Raw genomic sequence first — 16,857 nt, 5'->3', positions numbered from 1 at the left:
GGACTTTGGCGACTATATTATACACCAGGCTTCACAAAAGGCAGTTTCACCACTTGTGCTTTCACCAATTTTTCTCTGATTTTTACAAAGATTTCTGTTCCTGCTTTGCAGAATTCGGTTTTTACAAAACCCATCGCAATACCTTTATTCAAAGTTGGTGATTGCGTACCTGAGGTAATTTCTCCAATCCTGTTTCCATCTGCGTCACAGATTTCGTAGTGACTGCGAGGTATTCCACGGTCAATCATTTCAAGGCCAACCAATTTTTGCTTTAAACCAGCTTGTTTTTGAGCCAAAAGATTTTCGCTATTGATAAAACTTTTGGTGAATTTAGTGACCCAACCCAAGCCTGCTTCAAGCGGCGATGTATTATCTGTGATGTCGTTGCCATAAAGACAATAGCCCATTTCAAGTCTCAAGGTATCCCTTGCTCCCAAGCCAATTGGTTTGATATCAAACTCTGCTCCTGCTTCAAATATTTTCTTCCAAACCTCTTCTGCAAGTTCATTAGGCAGATAAATCTCGAATCCGCCTGCTCCGGTGTAGCCTGTCGCCGAAATTGTAATGCCTTGATGACCCGCAAATTCGCCTTTAACGAAGGTATAATAATCCATTGCAGACAAATCGATACTGGTCAGCTTTTGGAGTGTCGCGGTAGCTTTTGGTCCTTGAACAGCAAATAAGCTTGTTGCATCAGAAAGGTCTGTCATTTCAACACCAAATGTGTTGTGGCTCGAAATCCAGTTCCAATCTTTTTCGATATTGCCCGCATTGACCACCAACATGTATTCGTTGTCTTGGATTTTGTAAACCAAAAGATCATCTACTACGCCACCCTCTTTATTGGGTAAGTAAGCATATTGAATTTTTCCATCAAACAAAATTGAAGCGTCATTTGAAGTTACATATTGAATCAAATCCAAGGCTTTTTCACCTTTCAAGTGGAACTCACCCATGTGCGACACGTCAAACACACCCACCCCTTCACGCACACAACGGTGCTCTTCGTTGTCAGATGAATATCTAACAGGCATATAAAAGCCGGCAAAAGGCACCATTTTGCCACCAATCGATTCGTGAAAGTCACTGAGAGTTATTTTCTTTGCGTCCATTTGTTGATTTTTGTTTTTTTTACAAATATAATATTTGCTTTCGACAAATGGCTTTGGCTATCTGGCTTTCTGAAAATTATTGGTTTTTATAATTTATGAAGAGTGATTCAAATGATCTGGCAAAGGAATACCCACACTGTTTTCGTCAGCAAGTGGAGTTTGTCTTTTGCACGGTATAGGAATAATTCCCGACCAAATGGGTAGTTCTTTGTCGGCCTCGTCGTCATTGGGCATGCCTGTACGCATACGGGCCGATGCTTCTGATATTTCGAAAGACAAAAGTGTGGTTTTATTCACCTCACTGGCCTTCATGGGACGAAGATAATCCCAACTGTTCGGCACTATTTTCTCTGTCAATTCTTGAAAAAACGATGCTTTTTCTTCGAAATTTTCGTGTTTTACGGCATTTGAAAAGATAATAACAGACCTGTAGTTTACAGAATGGTGAAACGCAGACTTGGCCACCACCAATGCATCGGTGAGCATAACCGAAATACAAACGGGAATTCCTGACTCTATTCTTCGCAAAAAATGACTTCCCACAGATCCGTGAATATATAATCTGTTTTCTTTCCGAACGAAAGCCGTTGGAATAGAATAGGGCTGATTATCAAGTGCATAACTAACTGTACAAAATAATGCTTCATCTAAAATAGAATTCACCAATTCTTCATCATATTGGGTGCGTTTCGGCATTCTGCTTGTCGTGGTACGTGGGGTTTGTTGTATCATGGTTTTCTTTGGTTTTAAAAGAGTTTATTCTCTTTTAGTAAAAAAATTTAAATCAGATTTCTAATCTAAAATGGTGGTAAACAATCTTCATTCCTTTATTTAAATATAGCCTATGGGCATCGAAGCGTTGATGACCCGAATCTAAATGAACTGCCGGTAGTCCCTCTTTTTTGGCGATTTCTACAACAAAATCAAATAATGCTCCTGCGTAACCTTTACCCCTACCCTCAGGCAAAGTACTCAAGTCGTCAATGTAAATGAACGTCCCCTCAAAAAGCGTAGTCATGTATCTGAATCCGCAAGCGGAAACGGCTTTTCCATTTTCTTCAATGAAAGCAAGCCGGTAGGATTCTTTCTTCATTTCTGGAATCAAAGAAAGGAACCGATCCAAGGTCAAATGCGGTCGCAAAGCCTGTATAACTTCCAAGCATTTCTTTAAATCTTCTTCGGTTTCTGCAAGTTTTATTTCCATCCTGTTTTTTATTACATCACAAAACTATACTTTTACTGGCTGACACAAATCGTCCAATATTTACAAAACGAGTAGTCCAATTTATGTTTCCTTTCAAATCAAATATTACGATAGAAAAATCACTAAAAACACCGATTTATCAGCAGATTTCTCAACAATTGATGGTTTTGATACGTGAAGGAAAACTGTCTTTTGGTCAAAAACTACTCAGCTCTAGGGCCTTAAGTGAAGCTTTGGGCGTTCATCGAAAAACCATTACTCAAGTTTATGATGAACTTATAACCCAGGGTTGGCTCGAAACCAAACAAGGAAATGGAACATTCGTAGCTCAGAATCTACCTGAAATAATCCCTCAGTTTTTGGAAGAAAATCAAAAAAACCAAAAGTCAAAAAGTGCTGGGTTTGTATTTGAAAAGAAAGATTTCCTAATCAGAGAAGTGATAAAAGCAACAGACAAACTTCACCTCGATGATGGTTTTCCTGACCCTCGCTTGGCTCCGTTGGCTGATTTGGCAAGGGCCTATCGCAGTAATTTAATACATGGAAACTCCTATCAAAAACTTGGCTATAGTGATACAAAAGGAAGTCTTTGGCTGAGAAAAGAGCTCGCAAAGTATTTGAATGAAACCCGAGGACTGAATATAAGCGAAAACAATCTTTTGATAGTGAGAGGCACGATAATGGGGCTATATCTAACCAGTTTGGCCTTTATCAAGCCTGGCAACAAGGTAGCCATTGGGGAATCAAGTTGGCAAAGTGCTAATATCAGTTTTCTTCAAGCCGGTGCAGAACTTTTGAAAGTGCCGATTGACGAAAATGGCCTTGATGTAGATGCTCTGGAAGATTTGTGCAAAAGTAATACAATCAGACTAATTTATATAACCTCGCACCACAACTACCCGACTACTGTGACATTAAAAGCCGACCGAAGAATTAAGCTTCTTCAGTTGGCACAAAAATATAAGTTCATCATCTTCGAGGACGATTACGACTATGATTTCCATTACCAAAGTAGGCCATTGATGCCACTTGCAAGTGCTGACAATCAGGGCATGGTTTTGTATTCTGGCTCATTTACAAAAAGTATCTCTCCTGCCTTTCGGGTAGGTTATTTGGTGGCCACCGAAGATGTGATTGAGCATTTGGCACACTACAGAAGAATCATCGACCGCCAAGGCGACAATATGCTAGAGACTGCCATTGCCCAACTTTTGCACGAAGGAATAATCCAGAAACACTTACGCAAAGGACTTAAAGAATATAAAATCCGGCGAGATTTTTTCTGTGAAGAACTAAAACGAGTTTTTCAAGACCTAGTTGAGTTTCAAATACCAGAAGGCGGAATGTCTGTTTGGGTAAAATTTGCTGATGAAATAGACATGCCGAAAACTGCTGAAGTGGCCCTCAAAAATGGACTATACATCTCCAATGGCGTTCATCACAATGTAGAATGGAAGATTAAAAACTATACCCGGCTTGGCTTTGCTTCGTCTACTATTAAAGAGTTGAGGGAGGCGGTTGGGGTGTTGAAACGTTCCGTGCAGTTCACTTCGACTACGCTCAGTGAACGCGACTACACTCAGTGAACGCGACTACGCTCAATGAACGCGGCTACGCTCAGTGAACACGGCTACACTCAGTGAAAACACTCCGTTTATTGACCCTATATAGTTAATTTTATTTGAAGAATAACCTCCTACTCCTTAAACTTAGGCTTAATTATCAATCTCAAAGACTGATCATAAGTGATATAATTCCAGAGCCAGTTGATGAAAATAAGTATTTTGTTTTTTACACCCAAAATAGACATCAGGTGCACAAACATCCATACATACCATGCGAATGTGCCTTGGAACTTCCAAAATGGCAAATCTACTACAGCCAAATTTCGCCCTATGGTGGCCATTGAACCTAAGTCTTTATATTTGAATGACTTCGGACTTTGGTTGTTGATAATTTTCGTGAAATTTTGAGCCAGTAGTTTGCCTTGTTGAATGGCTGGTTGAGCCATTTGAGGATGTCCGTTCGGAAATTCAGCATCAGCAGTCATCAAAGCCAAATCGCCCAAAGCGAAAATGTTTTGAAAACCTTCTACTTGGTTAAATTCATTTACTTTAATTCTTCCTCCACGCCCAAAAATTTCTGGAGAAAAACCTGTTATGGCATTGGCTTTAACACCAGCTGCCCAAACCACATTGTTGGTTCTTATTTTTTCGTCCGTACTGGTGTAGGCATATTCGCCGTCAAAATCCACTACTCTTACCCCGTTTTTCACGATTACACCCAATTTCTCAAGATATTCTTTCCCCTTAGCCGATGCCTCGTCGGACATTACTTCCAATACTTCAGGCGACGACTCAAAAAGGTAGATTTTCATCAAATTGAAATCCAGTTCGGGATAATCTTTCGGCAAAATAATCTTTTTCATTTCGGCCAAAGTACCCGAAACCTCCACGCCTGTAGGTCCACCACCCACCACAACCATATTCATAAGGCCTTCTCTTTCTAAGGGATCTTGGGTAGTTAAAGCATCTTCAAGGTTTTGCAAAACACGGTTTCTAAGAAAAATGGCTTCTGAAACAGATTTCATCGGAATGGCCTTGTCCATCATGTTTTGCATTCCAAAAAAGTTGGTGTCCGTGCCCAATCCCAAAACAAGATAATCGTAAGAAATTTCTCCCAACTCTGTAGTTATCGATTGCTTATCCGTGTCCACAGCATTTACTTTCGTTATTCTGATATGTACATTGGGCATGTGTTGAAATATCTTACGCAATGGAAACGAAATAGAACTTGGCTCTAACCCCGCCATCGCAACCTGATAAAATAGCGGCTGAAATTGGTGGTAATTATTTTTGTCGATTAATACAATTTGGAAATTTTGCTTGGCGAGTTTTTGAGCAAATACGAGGCCTCCAAAGCCCGCTCCCACTATGACTACTCTTTTTTGATTGGTTTCTGGTATGTTCGGATTCATGTTTTATTGATGTAACAAGATTTTGGAGAAAAGACAACTCTCTTGAAATCTCTAATTTGACGAAGCTATTTATTTTTAAACAAAATGATTAACAAAAATAGTTTCTTTTAGCCATATTTACCCTCAAAAGATTACCTTTCGTAGCGTTTTAAATATTCAAGCCTTTAAATGAAAAAACTGCTATTTAGTCTTGTCCTATTTATTGGACTGAGTTCTCTATCTGTTCAAAATGTAAAATGGGTAGCCATTGGCGATTCCATTACCTATTTAAACGACCACCCCGAACAAACTGGAAATCGGGTGAAAAAAGGCTACATGACAAGGGTAAACGAAAAACTTCCCCATATTTCTTATGTCAACCAAGGTCATAATGGATGGACAGCCATCAGGATTGCCGAAAAAATAGAAGACCTGAAAATCGAGAAAGCAGATATTTACACGGTTTTTCTTGGTACCAACGATTGGTGGGGCGGAAAACCACTTGGAACTTTGGCTGATTATGAGCAAAAGACCGGTGTCGGCACGGTAAATGGTGCCTTTAGGGTAATTCTTGACAAACTCAAAAGCCTTAATAAGGCTGCTAAAATCGTCTTAATCACGCCCATGCAAAGAAGCGACTTTGTATATTTGGCAAACATGAAAAACAATGCGTTTGGGTCATATAAAGACAAAAATGGGCAGTTTTTGGAACAATTTGCAGAAGCAATAAAAGCAATAGGAAAATCTGAAAATATTCAAGTGGTGGATTTGTACCACAACAAAAAACTCTCTGTAAAAAACGCGGTGAAATATAAATTACTTAAAGACCCAGAAACAAGCTTGAACAAGAAATTTAAATATCCAGCTTACACAAAAATCGCTTTCAATCCTGAAAAAGACGAATATCCTTATCCTGTTGATGCGGTTGCTATGACCTACGATGGACTACACCCTTCTGACCAAGGCAACGAGATTATTGCAAAAGCGATTGTAAAAGCGTTTAGTAAAAAATGATTTTATTTGGCTAATATTGCCAAGACTTTATATAAACACAGAAATTAAGTTAAAATGAAAACTGAGATTTTCGAAAACCACGAGTTCCTATCAGATGCCGTGTCGACTCACATTATAGAAATTGTAAGAAAGAAACCAACCGCAACCTTGGTTTTGACCTCAGGAAATACACCCATTTTGGCATATCAAAAAATAACAGAATTGGCAAAAACAGAAGACTTTGCCCAGACTTTCATCATAGGTCTAGACGAATGGGTGGGTATTTCTGGAGAAAGCGAAGGCAGTTGCAGATATATTGTGGAGCAAAACCTACTGAAACCTCTAAATATTCCTGAATCAAATTATACTTTTTTTGATTCAATGACAGACGATTTGGAATCAGAATGTAAACGAGTGGACCACTTGATTTTTGCACGAGGTGGACTTGATTTTATTCTTGTTGGTTTGGGTACAAATGGACACCTCGGGCTAAATGAACCGGGTTCGTCGTTTGATGCCTATTGCCAAGTAACTGATTTAGAAGAAATTACTGCAACTGTTGGACAAAAATATTTTAATTCATCAACGCCATTAACAAAAGGAATTACTGTAGGCATAAAACACCTTTTAGAAGCTAAGGAAGCCATGATTATGGCCAATGGAGAATCAAAAGCCGAGATTGTGAAAAGGTTAGTTTCTGAAGAAATAAACGAAAAGCTTCCTGCTACTGTTTTGAGAAAACACAGCTACGGTTTGTTGTGGATTGATAAGGCAGCAGCGTCCGATTTGTAATTTTTGGAAATGAAAAATATCGCAAAAATAGACTTCACAAATGAAGTAGTTTTTAATACTTCAAGAAGTAGCGGAGCCGGAGGGCAAAATGTAAATAAGGTAGAAACAAAGGTAGAATTGAGGTTTGATATAAATGCTTCTGTCTTTTTGGACGACGCTGAAAAAGAGAAAATCAGAGAAAAACTCAAAAACCAGATCAACCAAGAAGACGAACTTTTAGTGGTTTGTCAGGAAAGTAGGTCTCAGTTGAAAAACAAAGAATTGGCCTTAAAGAAATTCAAGGAATTATTGATATCTGCCCTAAGTGTTCAAAAGAAGCGAAAACCCACTAAGCCAACACTAGAAAAAATAGAAAAAAGACTAAAAACCAAGAAAGTAAATGCGGAAAAGAAAGCAATGCGAACAAAGCCCATGCACGACTAGTGTAGCCTGTCTCAAGCTGAGCCGTAAAGCCGCAATGCATTGCGGCTAAAGTATCGCAAAGCAGCAATGCGACTCAAACCAAAAAACAAAAACCAATGAAAACAAGACTAGCCATCGCCCTCATCATTATCACGACATGGAGCTGTCAACAAAAACCAAAACTTATGGGAACAACCATCAAAGTAGGAGAAAGCATTACACATGAATTAGAAGGTAATCCAACTACTGGTTACACTTGGCAATACAAAGCAGAAAATCCAGAAATAGTCAAAATAACCGAAGAAATAGTAAGCGAAAACAAAGACGGAATGGTAGGAACACCGTCGAAATTCAAATACAAAATAAAAGGAATAAAAGCAGGGAGTACTCAAATACTATTCACCTATCAAAGGTCTTGGGAAAAAGATGTGGCTCCTGCCCAAACAGATACCTTGACGGTTAATGTTGAATAATTTATGTGATTTTTACCACGAATGCACTAATAAAAACGTGCATTCGTGACCGACTTATAGCTATTTTCTATAATCCAATGGTGGCTTTCTGTCACCTGCTAGCGACTTGTAATCAAAGTTTTTTCCACCACGCATTTTATAAAGTTCTTCTTTAGAATTTTCTACCAAACTCGTATTCATAAATAAATCTTTTGCTGTTAAAGCCATAGTTTTGGCAGCATTTATCATGCCTTTGTGACCAATACTCATACCATTACAAGCCACTGCCTGCCAGCTGTGAGCAGGTACTCCTGGCACCCAAGTAGCAGTAGAAAGTCCAGCCGTGGGTACAACCCAGCTCACATCGCCCACATCCGTAGAAGCGGGTGTAGCTAGTCCTGAAGTATATGGTTTTATTTGATCTGCTGACTCTACTGTGGACAAAGAACTTGAAAAAACGGTCTTTCTGATATCCTCAGCAAACTTCTTTTCTTCGGGCGTTAACTTTACGCCACCTACGATTTCAAGGTTTTTTTGCATGACTTTGGCCAGGGTTTCGTTGGGAAGTAGATTATACAACCCCGCCATTATCTCGAAACTCATTTTGGTCTCTGTTCCCAAAGCTGCCGCTTGGGCTGCTTTCTGAACTCTGTTCCAAACTTCTTCCATACCCTTGGCTGACGGGTGACGAACGGTATATTCAACCATGGCGTAATCAGGTACAATGTTGGAAGTTAAGCCCCCGTTCTTTATCACATAATGAATCCTTGTTTCGGGCGAAATATGCTCTCTCATGAGGTTTACCATGTAATTCATGGCCTCCACTGCATCTAATGCTGACCTACCTTTTTCTGGAGCCGCTGAAGCGTGTGCTGCTAGGCCTTCAAAAGTAAAGTTCGTAACTCGATACGCCAACGATGAGTTTGGGCTGGCGTTGTTATTGTCGCCAGGATGCCAGTTAATTACGGCATCAATGTCTTTAAAAACTCCCGCTTGAACCAAATATGTTTTCCCGCCACCCGCTCCTTCTTCCGCTGGTGTTCCTATGAGCTTTATCGTTCCTTTTATTTTGTTCTTTTCCATCCATGATTTGGTAGAAATAGCTGCAGCCACCGAACCTACTCCGAATAAATTATGTCCGCAGCCATGCCCATAACCGTTAAGGGCTTTGGCCTTTCTAGTAGGAATCGCTTCCTGTGAGAGACCCGGCAAAGCATCCATTTCGGCCAAAATTCCGATAGTCGGGTAAGCTGAGCCGTAAGTCGCCACAAAAGCCGTTGTCATTTCTCCAACGCCTTTTTTTACAGAAAAACCATTGGCTTCCAATTCTTTTATTAACAAGGCAGCGGTTTTTTCTTCTAAATAACCTGGCTCAGCCCATTGCCATATCTGGTCGGACATTTGGGTATATTTCGTAAAGTTTTGTTCGAGATGCGTCACAATCTCATTTTGAGCAAATAGGTTTCCCGCAAAAATCAAACAAAAAAGACAGACAACTTTTTTCATAAGGCATATTTATTAAAAACATTCAACTCAATTCTCAGAACTAATTATTCGCAATTCAACATTCACTACTCGAAGCTCAATTTAATCGAGGATCAACTGGATAATTGGCCAAAACCTTATAGTCTCCTCCCATACGTTTTAAAACAGTTCGCCAAAATTGATTGGTATATTCTTCAAAAAGCACTTCAGAATTTATATCTGAAAGAATCCACGTATTCTGTGCCAATTCATTTGCCAATTGACCTGCACCCCAACCAGAATAGCCAATAAAGAATCGAATATCTTCAGATTTAATACTTCCAATACTCAATAAACTTTTAACAGTTTCGAAATCGCCCGACCAGAAAATTCCATTGCCTAAGTCGATTGAATCTTCAATCAAATGACCCAAACGATGCACAAAATGCAGGGTGTTTTGCTCCACAGGACCACCAATAAAAAGCGGAAATTCTACATAAATGTCGTCGACAACATCTGCAATCGTATTTTTTGAGACATTATTTAGTACCAATCCAAACGAGCCCTCATCATTGTGTTCACAAATGAGCACCACGCTACGTTCGAAGTTAGGGTCTCCAAGAAATGGCTCTGCAATCAGCACTTTACCCGCATTTGGTGTTTCATTCATGAGGAAATTTTGTATTTTTGGCAAATTAGAAATTTCAAACAAATAAAAAACGATTTTTCGAAATTTATAGAATCAGAAATTTATTTCAATCAAAAATAACCTCATAATGAAAAACAGAAGAGACTTTTTAAAAAGCACTGGACTTATAGCCGCATCAGCAGTTTTTTCACCACATGTTTTGCTCAAAGCCACTCAACCACAAAAAACAAAATTGGGAATTGCCTTGGTGGGCTTGGGGTATTACAGCACCGACCTGATTGCTCCAGCATTGCTCAAAACCGAGCATTGCGAGCTGAAGGGTATCGTAACAGGCACTCCTTCAAAAGTGGAAATCTGGAAAAACAAGTACGGTCTGGAAGATAAAAATATTTACGATTACAACAATTACGACCAAATAGCCAATAATCCAGACATTGATATCATTTACGTGATTTTACCGCCATCGATGCACCGTGAGTTTACTGTAAGAGGTGCGGCTACGGGCAAGCATATTTTTTGCGAAAAACCTATGGCCCCCTCTGTAGCCGATTGCCAAGCCATGATAGACGCTTGTAACAAAAACAAAGTAAAACTATCTATTGGCTACCGTTGTCAACACGACCCCAACCTACAGCAAGTAATGAAAGTGGCAAAAGAACGACCATTTGGAAAGCCGAAAATGATAAATTCTGCCGCTGGATATTTTGATGGTCGAACTACACATTGGAAACAAAATAAAGCATTAGGTGGTGGCGTAATGGGCGACATGGGCGTATATGCACTTCAAGGAGCTCGTATGGCTGCTGGCGAGGAGCCGATTAGTGTAATGGCACAAGCCTCCACCACTCGCCCTGAGATATACAAAGAAGTAGAAGAAACGATGATGTTTCAGCTGGAGTTTCCATCAGGAGCGAGAGCAGCGTGTCAGTCGAGTTTTGGAATAAATATGAACCACTTGCAAGTAAACTACGAAAAAGGTTGGCTAAAAATGGAACCTCAAAGTGGCTATGGAAACAACAAAGGCAGCATGTCAGACGGTACACAGATAAACTTCCCATTGGCCAGCCAACAACCTAAACAATTAGACGACGACGCTCTTTCGATTATTGAGAAAAAGCCCATGATTGTACCTGGAGAAGAAGGTTTGAGGGATATTAAAGTCGTAGAAGCCATTTATAAATCGGTGAAAACAGGTGGTGTGGTGAAGCTATAAATCTTGAAAAATTGATAATTTGATTTTAGGAAACTCTTTTCTTCTTAAAATGGCATTGGAAACGTTCTTAAAATCAAATTTGAAAAAGCACTTAATAAATATATTTGGATTTGAAAAAGTCAATTTTAAAATCATTGATTTTCTTTTTTGTTTCTATAACGATTACTTTGGCACAATCTACAATCGTGACCTCTGGCGATACTTGGAAATACCTCGACAACGGCTCTGACCAAGGAACAAACTGGCGAAATGTGGGATTTAATGATGCTGCTTGGTCAACCGGAAACTCTGAGTTTGGATATGGAGAAAGCGACGAGGCAACTGTGGTAAGCTTTGGAGGAAATCCCAATTCAAAGCACATAACCACTTATTTTAGGAAAGTCATTACCCTTTCTAGTGCTTACAGCAGCTTCATTTTAAGAGGAAAAAGAGACGATGGTGTTGCGATTTATTTCAATGGCGTACAAATATTTAAAGACGGACTTTCCGATCCTATTTTGTATAACACGCTAGCAACTAATGCTCTTGACGACGGCCAAGTATGGTTGAGTGCAACATTGCCCGGCAATATTCTACAAGTTGGCCAGAATACCATTGCGGTGGAAATTCATCAAGCAGCTATTAATAGTTCTGATATTTCATTCGATTTTGAGTTGATTGGTCAGAATAGCACTTTTATTTCGAGAGGGCCATATTTGCAGATGGGAACTTCCAACAGCATGCAGATTCGGTATAGAACAAATGTAGCAACTACCTCAAAAATCAACTACGGAACGGACCCCAATAACCTTTACACACAGGTTTCGGATAATGTATCTAAAAGCGAACATTTAGTGGACTTAAGCAATCTTATTCCAAACACCAAATACTACTACAACATTGCTAATTCTACTGAAATAATACAAAGCTCGGCACAACATTTCTTTTACACAGCACCAAGCATTGGTACAGAAAAGAAAACCAAAGTGTGGGTCACGGGTGATTGCGGAACGGGAACCTCCACTCAAGCCAATGTGAAAAATGCCTTTCTGAACTACGTTGGAAACAATTATATTGATCTTTGGCTACTTCTAGGAGATAATGCTTACAGCTCAGGTTACGATTATGAATATCAAACATTGTTTTTTGAGCCCTATCAAAACAGCCGAACAATGAAACAGACGCCGATATTTCCGGCACCAGGTAACCATGACTATTACAGTTCTTCACAAGCCAGTAGAAGTGGGGCGTATTTTCAAAACTTTACACTTCCAATCAACGGAGAAATCGGTGGCCCTCCTTCCTACAATGAGGGGTATTATTCTTATAATTACGCCAATATTCACTTTATAAGCCTAGATTCTTATGGAACAGAAACCGCCAGTTTATATCGATTATCAGATACGCTGAATAGTCCACAAATAGCCTGGCTTAAGGCTGATTTGGCGACAAATACTCAAAAATGGACGATTGTTTATTGGCATCACCCACCATACACCATGGGAAGCCACAACTCCGATACGGAATCTGAGCTTCGTTATATCAGAGAAAAGGTGTTGCCCATTCTTGAACGAAACAATGTTGACTTGGTTCTTTGTGGTCATAGCCATAACTACGAAAGAACCCGCCTTATAAAAGGGCACTATGGATTGGAAAGCACATTTAGTGCAAATACACACAACCAAAGTAGTTCATCGGCACGATATGATGGCACATCGGATTCTTGTCCCTATATTAAATCTTCCACATTACCCAACAAAGGCATAGTTTATGTGGTTGCCGGGTCTTCAGGTTGGCCAAGTTCTACCCAAGTAAACTATCCACATGATGCAACAATCTATTCCAATTCTGAAACGGGGGGGTCGATTTACCTAGAAATAGAAGGAAATAGGCTAGACTCCAAGTGGATTTCAGAAAACGGAACAGTTGCAGATCAATTTACTATTATGAAGGATGTAAATAAAAATAATGAAGTTGTAATTATGCCAAATACCACAAGTTTAAGTCTTCAAGCATCGTGGGTAGGCGATTTCATTTGGCAAAACTCTTCTATTACATCAAGAACATTGACTATTAATCCTGTAATTGGACAGCGTTATTTTGTTGAAGATACTCGCCAATGCTTAAAAGATACTTTTTTGATTAAAGTAAACCCAAATTGTGTTAATAATTATCAATTGACAAATGTGGTGGGAGGAAACTCAAGCCTAAACTTAAATGCCAATCAAGCTGTTTCAGCATCAAGTATTCTCCAAAATGGCACAAGAGTAAACTTTAGTGCCGGTAAATCAATTCTATTGGAAAATGGATTTCAGGCAAGCAATGGAGGTGTTTTTAAAGCAGAAATAAAAAATTGTGTAAACTAAAGGCCTTATAATATTTAAATTTTCCGATAAACAAACCAAAAAATCTATGAAAAACTTCCTCCTTTATTTTATTTCATTCATTTATGTTTCTCAATCCGTTTTCGGACAAATTAGCGACGAAAAAATTGCAAAAATAAAATCTGCGTTACCAATCATAGATCAAATTTGCAGAGAAAATGCAGAGAAAAATCATCTGCCAAGCTTGGTGTATGGCTTGGTAGTGGATGGCCAAGTGGTACATTTCAATGCTTTGGGTCTAACCAACACCACTGAAAATATATTAGCAAGCAAACAATCGGTTTATAGAATAGCTTCTATGTCAAAAAGCATTACTGCGATGGCTATTTTGCAGCTCAGAGATGCTGGAAAACTACAATTAGATGAACCTGTTTACAAATACATTCCTGAAATAAAAGGACAAAAGTTTTCGACAGATTCACCAGAAATCACAATTAGGCATTTGCTAACTCATGCAGGAGGTTTTCCAGAAGATAATCCTTGGGGCGACAGGCAATTGGCTATTTCAGACGAAACTATGCTCAAAATGTTTAAAAAAGGAATTTCTTTCTCCAATACACCAGGAGTGAGTTATGAATACAGCAACATGGGCTTTGCGATGCTTGGTTATATCATCAAAAAAGTAACTGGAGAAACCTACCAAAACTACACTATAAAAAATATTCTGAAGCCATTGGGCATGAACGACACTTACTGGGATTATACCAAAGTTCCCAAAAAGCAGTTGGCCCTAGGCTACCGTTGGATAGATGACCAGTGGGTAGAACAACCCATGTTAGGAGACGGTGCCTATGGTGCCATGGGAGGTATGCTTACAACTATTGAAGATTTTGGAAAATATATGACTTTTCACCTTTCAGCCACTTCTTCTGACAAACAAGAATCAAAAGTTTTGAAAAAAAGCTCACTAAGAGAGATGCAACAACCTTGGAATTTTGCTCTGCTGAATGTAGAAAACAAAAACGCTCAAGGAAACCCGTGTCCGTTTGTACAAGCTTATGGCTACGGCCTACGTTGGGTACAAGACTGCGATCATAATGTCAATATTGGCCACAGTGGTGGCTTACCTGGGTTTGGAAGCAACTGGAAAATTTTGCCACAATATGGAATAGGGTTTGTGTCCTTTGCCAACAGAACTTATGCTCCCGCTAATGCTTTGAATACCCAAATTATGGATACCTTAATCGCATTGGCTGACTTAAAGCCTATTTCTTGGGCTGTTTCTGAAGTATTAAAAGAACGTCAAAAACAGCTCGTTTCAATGCTTCCTTCTTGGGAAAAAGCCGAAGCGTCTGGTATTTTTGCCGAAAACTTCTTTTTAGATTATTTCACAAATAGCCTCAGAAAAGAAGCCGAAGACATCTATCAAAAAGCTGGAAAAATAATCAAAACAGGTGAAATGTTGCCCGAAAATGCACTTAGAGGCTCATTTATACTAGAAGGAGAAAACGCAAACATTAAAATTAGTTTCACGCTTTCTCCCGAAAAACCAGCTTTGATTCAGGAATATCATATCAGCGAGGTGAAGAGATAGTAAACTACCAATCCATCTTCAACAAAGAAACACCTTGTCTTGGCAAAATAACGCTCATTTTCAAAATGCCATTTTTCGGTTTTAGATAAGCTGGTGAGGTCAGAAGTGTTAATTGTCCGGCTTTTTCCAAAATAGCAATTTGTTCTTTACTAGGACTTTCTGGCGAGCCCATTTTTTTCCAAACTTCATAAGAATTGCTGTTTTCATCGTCAATCCTGTAATGATGCAAATTGATGGTTTTGTTTGGCAAGCCGGACAAATTCACTTCGATTATGGCATCTTGGGCCTTTACATCATCGTCGTGATAATGCCAGAGCATCACTGCTGCTGAATTTATATCTTTACTCGCCAAGGCATCTATATCGGCACTTTTCCCTCTAACGCTTGAGTCTCGCACCATCTCGAAATTATAACTCTGGTTACCACTTATGCTCACTCTTTGTCCCGACATCAGGCCAAACATTCTGAAAACATTTAGAACGGGTTTGTCTATTCCGTTGGTAGCCAAGTCTCTGAATCCATAGAAATAAGGTTGATTTTCAAACTCAAATGACCAACTCACTGCCCCCAAAAGGTTGGCTTTAAAGTAGTCAGCCAAATCATATTTTCTGGCAAAAGATGCAGCGGTATAACTCGAATACATTGTGCCGTTTCTGTAGGCATTTTGTGGATTGGTTTTCATGCCACATGCAGCACAACCTTCGGGGTCTGATTCGCCAATGATTATTGGAAGTTTTTTATATTTCTCAAAGGACGTTACAATCTTAAATCCTTCCGAAATATCACGAAGCTGGGTTCCCATGTTCATTTGCACGTGGTTATCTACAATCTTTGGTGAGCCCTTGGCATGAAAACTTATGAAATCTAAGGGTGAACCAATTTTGCCAGTGACATAATTCTTTCCGGGACTACAATGATTCAAAAAATATTTCAGAAAGTCTGCTGCTTTTACCCAACTCGGGCCTGTGGTTTCAGGTCCACCCATCCTGATAGTTGGTAAGGCTCTTTTGGCAGCATCTGCAGTATAATCGTATAATTTACAATATTCCTGCACCGTTCCGCTCCAATACCCGATGTTGGGTTCATTCCACAACTCCCAATACCAACTTTCTACTTCGGCTTTTCCGTAGCGTTCTACCGAATGTTTTACCCAAACGTAAACCAAGTCTGCCCATTTTTTATAGTCTTTTGGAGGAAATGTCCATCCTTTGTAGATATCATTGTAGGGCATTCCTGGCTTCCAACCGTGTTCGTAGGGCTGTGGTTTGGTAGACATTGCCTCTGGCATGAAACTAAACTGAGCCAAAGGCTTTATGCCTCTTTGTAAATAGGTATCAAATATTTTATCGACTATAGTCCAATCATAAACTGGATTACCCTTGGCATCTTCGGTATATACATTGGTCGACCCCCATTTTAGCGTAAGCGTATCATTACCAGAATTGAGCATACTGTGTGCACGAAAATACACAGGAACAGGACTCAATGCCGACAATTCCGAAAGTAACTTTTTGCCATCTTTCATATAGGCGTAGTTCGGCTCATCTGCTCCAAAAAACGCCCAAAAAGGGTACATTTTGCCAATAGGTTTGTTAAAATCGACGTTGATTGTTTTGGTTTCTTGCGAAAAACTGAGTTTTGCAATGAGCATTGCAATAATTAAAAACGCTGTTTTTTTCATTTATGGGGTTGAATTGTAAGCATGAAATTATAGAAAATTAAG

15 protein-coding genes are annotated in these 16,857 nt (G+C 39.4%); 8 read left to right on the top strand and 7 right to left on the bottom strand.

What is annotated here, in order from left to right:
• Positions 1-17: 17 nt before the first annotated feature.
• The 3 genes from gcvT to EGI24_RS00870 form a co-directional block, all read right to left on the bottom strand.
• Positions 18-1,112, bottom strand: a complete 1,095-nt coding sequence (gcvT, locus tag EGI24_RS00880) for a glycine cleavage system aminomethyltransferase GcvT (protein ID WP_255046284.1) — start codon at positions 1,110-1,112, stop codon at positions 18-20.
• A gap of 93 nt (positions 1,113-1,205) precedes the next feature.
• On the bottom strand, positions 1,206-1,844 hold the full coding sequence (locus EGI24_RS00875; protein WP_255046283.1) for a pyridoxamine 5'-phosphate oxidase family protein: 639 nt from the start codon (positions 1,842-1,844) through the stop codon (positions 1,206-1,208).
• Between the two features lie 52 nt (positions 1,845-1,896).
• Positions 1,897-2,316, bottom strand: coding sequence for a GNAT family N-acetyltransferase (locus EGI24_RS00870; protein ID WP_255046282.1), 420 nt, complete (start codon positions 2,314-2,316; stop codon positions 1,897-1,899).
• Between the two features lie 83 nt (positions 2,317-2,399).
• Here EGI24_RS00870 and EGI24_RS00865 point away from each other — a divergent pair, with 83 nt between their 5' ends.
• Positions 2,400-3,902 (top strand): PLP-dependent aminotransferase family protein, encoded by a 1,503-nt coding sequence (locus EGI24_RS00865; protein WP_255046281.1) that lies wholly within the window; start codon positions 2,400-2,402, stop codon positions 3,900-3,902.
• A 110-nt stretch (positions 3,903-4,012) separates the two neighbouring features.
• Here EGI24_RS00865 and EGI24_RS00860 read toward each other — a convergent pair whose 3' ends face one another.
• Entirely contained in the window at positions 4,013-5,293 is a 1,281-nt protein-coding gene (locus EGI24_RS00860) for an NAD(P)/FAD-dependent oxidoreductase (RefSeq protein ID WP_255046280.1), read from the bottom strand.
• Between the two features lie 168 nt (positions 5,294-5,461).
• Here EGI24_RS00860 and EGI24_RS00855 point away from each other — a divergent pair, with 168 nt between their 5' ends.
• The 4 genes from EGI24_RS00855 to EGI24_RS00840 all read left to right on the top strand — a co-directional run bounded on the left by EGI24_RS00855 (position 5,462) and on the right by EGI24_RS00840 (position 7,932).
• A complete protein-coding gene (locus EGI24_RS00855; RefSeq protein WP_255046279.1) occupies positions 5,462-6,286 on the top strand; it encodes an SGNH/GDSL hydrolase family protein in 825 nt (274 codons plus the stop codon).
• A gap of 54 nt (positions 6,287-6,340) precedes the next feature.
• Positions 6,341-7,057 (top strand): glucosamine-6-phosphate deaminase, encoded by a 717-nt coding sequence (locus tag EGI24_RS00850; protein ID WP_255046278.1) that lies wholly within the window; start codon positions 6,341-6,343, stop codon positions 7,055-7,057.
• A gap of 9 nt (positions 7,058-7,066) precedes the next feature.
• The gene (arfB, locus tag EGI24_RS00845) at positions 7,067-7,480 is read left to right on the top strand and encodes an alternative ribosome rescue aminoacyl-tRNA hydrolase ArfB (protein ID WP_255046276.1); all 414 of its coding nucleotides are present in this window, start codon (positions 7,067-7,069) and stop codon (positions 7,478-7,480) included.
• 95 nt (positions 7,481-7,575) lie between these two features.
• A complete protein-coding gene (locus EGI24_RS00840) occupies positions 7,576-7,932 on the top strand; it encodes a protease inhibitor I42 family protein (RefSeq protein WP_255046275.1) in 357 nt (118 codons plus the stop codon).
• Between the two features lie 60 nt (positions 7,933-7,992).
• Here EGI24_RS00840 and EGI24_RS00835 read toward each other — a convergent pair whose 3' ends face one another.
• Both EGI24_RS00835 and EGI24_RS00830 read right to left on the bottom strand, forming a co-directional pair.
• Entirely contained in the window at positions 7,993-9,417 is a 1,425-nt protein-coding gene (locus EGI24_RS00835) for an amidohydrolase (RefSeq protein ID WP_255046274.1), read from the bottom strand.
• A gap of 76 nt (positions 9,418-9,493) precedes the next feature.
• Entirely contained in the window at positions 9,494-10,045 is a 552-nt protein-coding gene (locus EGI24_RS00830; RefSeq protein WP_255046272.1) for a YqgE/AlgH family protein, read from the bottom strand.
• A gap of 106 nt (positions 10,046-10,151) precedes the next feature.
• On the opposite strand from EGI24_RS00830, the gene EGI24_RS00825 reads away from it, so the two are divergent.
• The 3 genes from EGI24_RS00825 (at position 10,152) to EGI24_RS00815 (ending at position 15,134) form a co-directional block, all read left to right on the top strand.
• A complete protein-coding gene (locus EGI24_RS00825; protein WP_255046270.1) occupies positions 10,152-11,237 on the top strand; it encodes a Gfo/Idh/MocA family protein in 1,086 nt (361 codons plus the stop codon).
• A 110-nt stretch (positions 11,238-11,347) separates the two neighbouring features.
• Positions 11,348-13,582 carry a metallophosphoesterase family protein gene (locus EGI24_RS00820; RefSeq protein WP_255046268.1) on the top strand — a complete coding sequence of 745 codons (2,235 nt, stop codon included), beginning with the start codon at positions 11,348-11,350 and terminating at the stop codon, positions 13,580-13,582.
• A 46-nt stretch (positions 13,583-13,628) separates the two neighbouring features.
• Positions 13,629-15,134 carry a serine hydrolase gene (locus EGI24_RS00815; protein WP_255046266.1) on the top strand — a complete coding sequence of 502 codons (1,506 nt, stop codon included), beginning with the start codon at positions 13,629-13,631 and terminating at the stop codon, positions 15,132-15,134.
• A 4-nt stretch (positions 15,135-15,138) separates the two neighbouring features.
• On the opposite strand, the gene EGI24_RS00810 is transcribed toward EGI24_RS00815, so the two are convergent.
• A complete protein-coding gene (locus EGI24_RS00810) occupies positions 15,139-16,815 on the bottom strand; it encodes a GH39 family glycosyl hydrolase (protein ID WP_255046265.1) in 1,677 nt (558 codons plus the stop codon).
• Between the last annotated feature and the right edge of the window lie 42 nt (positions 16,816-16,857).

This window comes from Lacihabitans sp. CS3-21, assembly GCF_024343675.1.
Classification (GTDB): Bacteria; Bacteroidota; Bacteroidia; order Cytophagales; family Spirosomataceae; genus Leadbetterella.
Note: the sequence above shows the minus strand (reverse complement) of the source record. Positions and strands in the feature narration are given on the sequence as shown.

Excerpts from the sequence above, each read along its gene's own strand:
- gcvT (WP_255046284.1), bottom strand. The coding sequence starts at position 1,112 with ATGGACGCAAAGAAAATAACTCTCAGTGACTTTCACGAATCGATTGGT.
- EGI24_RS00875 (WP_255046283.1), bottom strand. The coding sequence starts at position 1,844 with ATGATACAACAAACCCCACGTACCACGACAAGCAGAATGCCGAAACGC.
- EGI24_RS00870 (WP_255046282.1), bottom strand. The coding sequence starts at position 2,316 with ATGGAAATAAAACTTGCAGAAACCGAAGAAGATTTAAAGAAATGCTTG.
- EGI24_RS00865 (WP_255046281.1), top strand. The coding sequence starts at position 2,400 with ATGTTTCCTTTCAAATCAAATATTACGATAGAAAAATCACTAAAAACA.
- EGI24_RS00860 (WP_255046280.1), bottom strand. The coding sequence starts at position 5,293 with ATGAATCCGAACATACCAGAAACCAATCAAAAAAGAGTAGTCATAGTG.
- EGI24_RS00855 (WP_255046279.1), top strand. The coding sequence starts at position 5,462 with ATGAAAAAACTGCTATTTAGTCTTGTCCTATTTATTGGACTGAGTTCT.
- EGI24_RS00850 (WP_255046278.1), top strand. The coding sequence starts at position 6,341 with ATGAAAACTGAGATTTTCGAAAACCACGAGTTCCTATCAGATGCCGTG.
- arfB (WP_255046276.1), top strand. The coding sequence starts at position 7,067 with ATGAAAAATATCGCAAAAATAGACTTCACAAATGAAGTAGTTTTTAAT.
- EGI24_RS00840 (WP_255046275.1), top strand. The coding sequence starts at position 7,576 with ATGAAAACAAGACTAGCCATCGCCCTCATCATTATCACGACATGGAGC.
- EGI24_RS00835 (WP_255046274.1), bottom strand. The coding sequence starts at position 9,417 with ATGAAAAAAGTTGTCTGTCTTTTTTGTTTGATTTTTGCGGGAAACCTA.
- EGI24_RS00830 (WP_255046272.1), bottom strand. The coding sequence starts at position 10,045 with ATGAATGAAACACCAAATGCGGGTAAAGTGCTGATTGCAGAGCCATTT.
- EGI24_RS00825 (WP_255046270.1), top strand. The coding sequence starts at position 10,152 with ATGAAAAACAGAAGAGACTTTTTAAAAAGCACTGGACTTATAGCCGCA.
- EGI24_RS00815 (WP_255046266.1), top strand. The coding sequence starts at position 13,629 with ATGAAAAACTTCCTCCTTTATTTTATTTCATTCATTTATGTTTCTCAA.
- EGI24_RS00810 (WP_255046265.1), bottom strand. The coding sequence starts at position 16,815 with ATGAAAAAAACAGCGTTTTTAATTATTGCAATGCTCATTGCAAAACTC.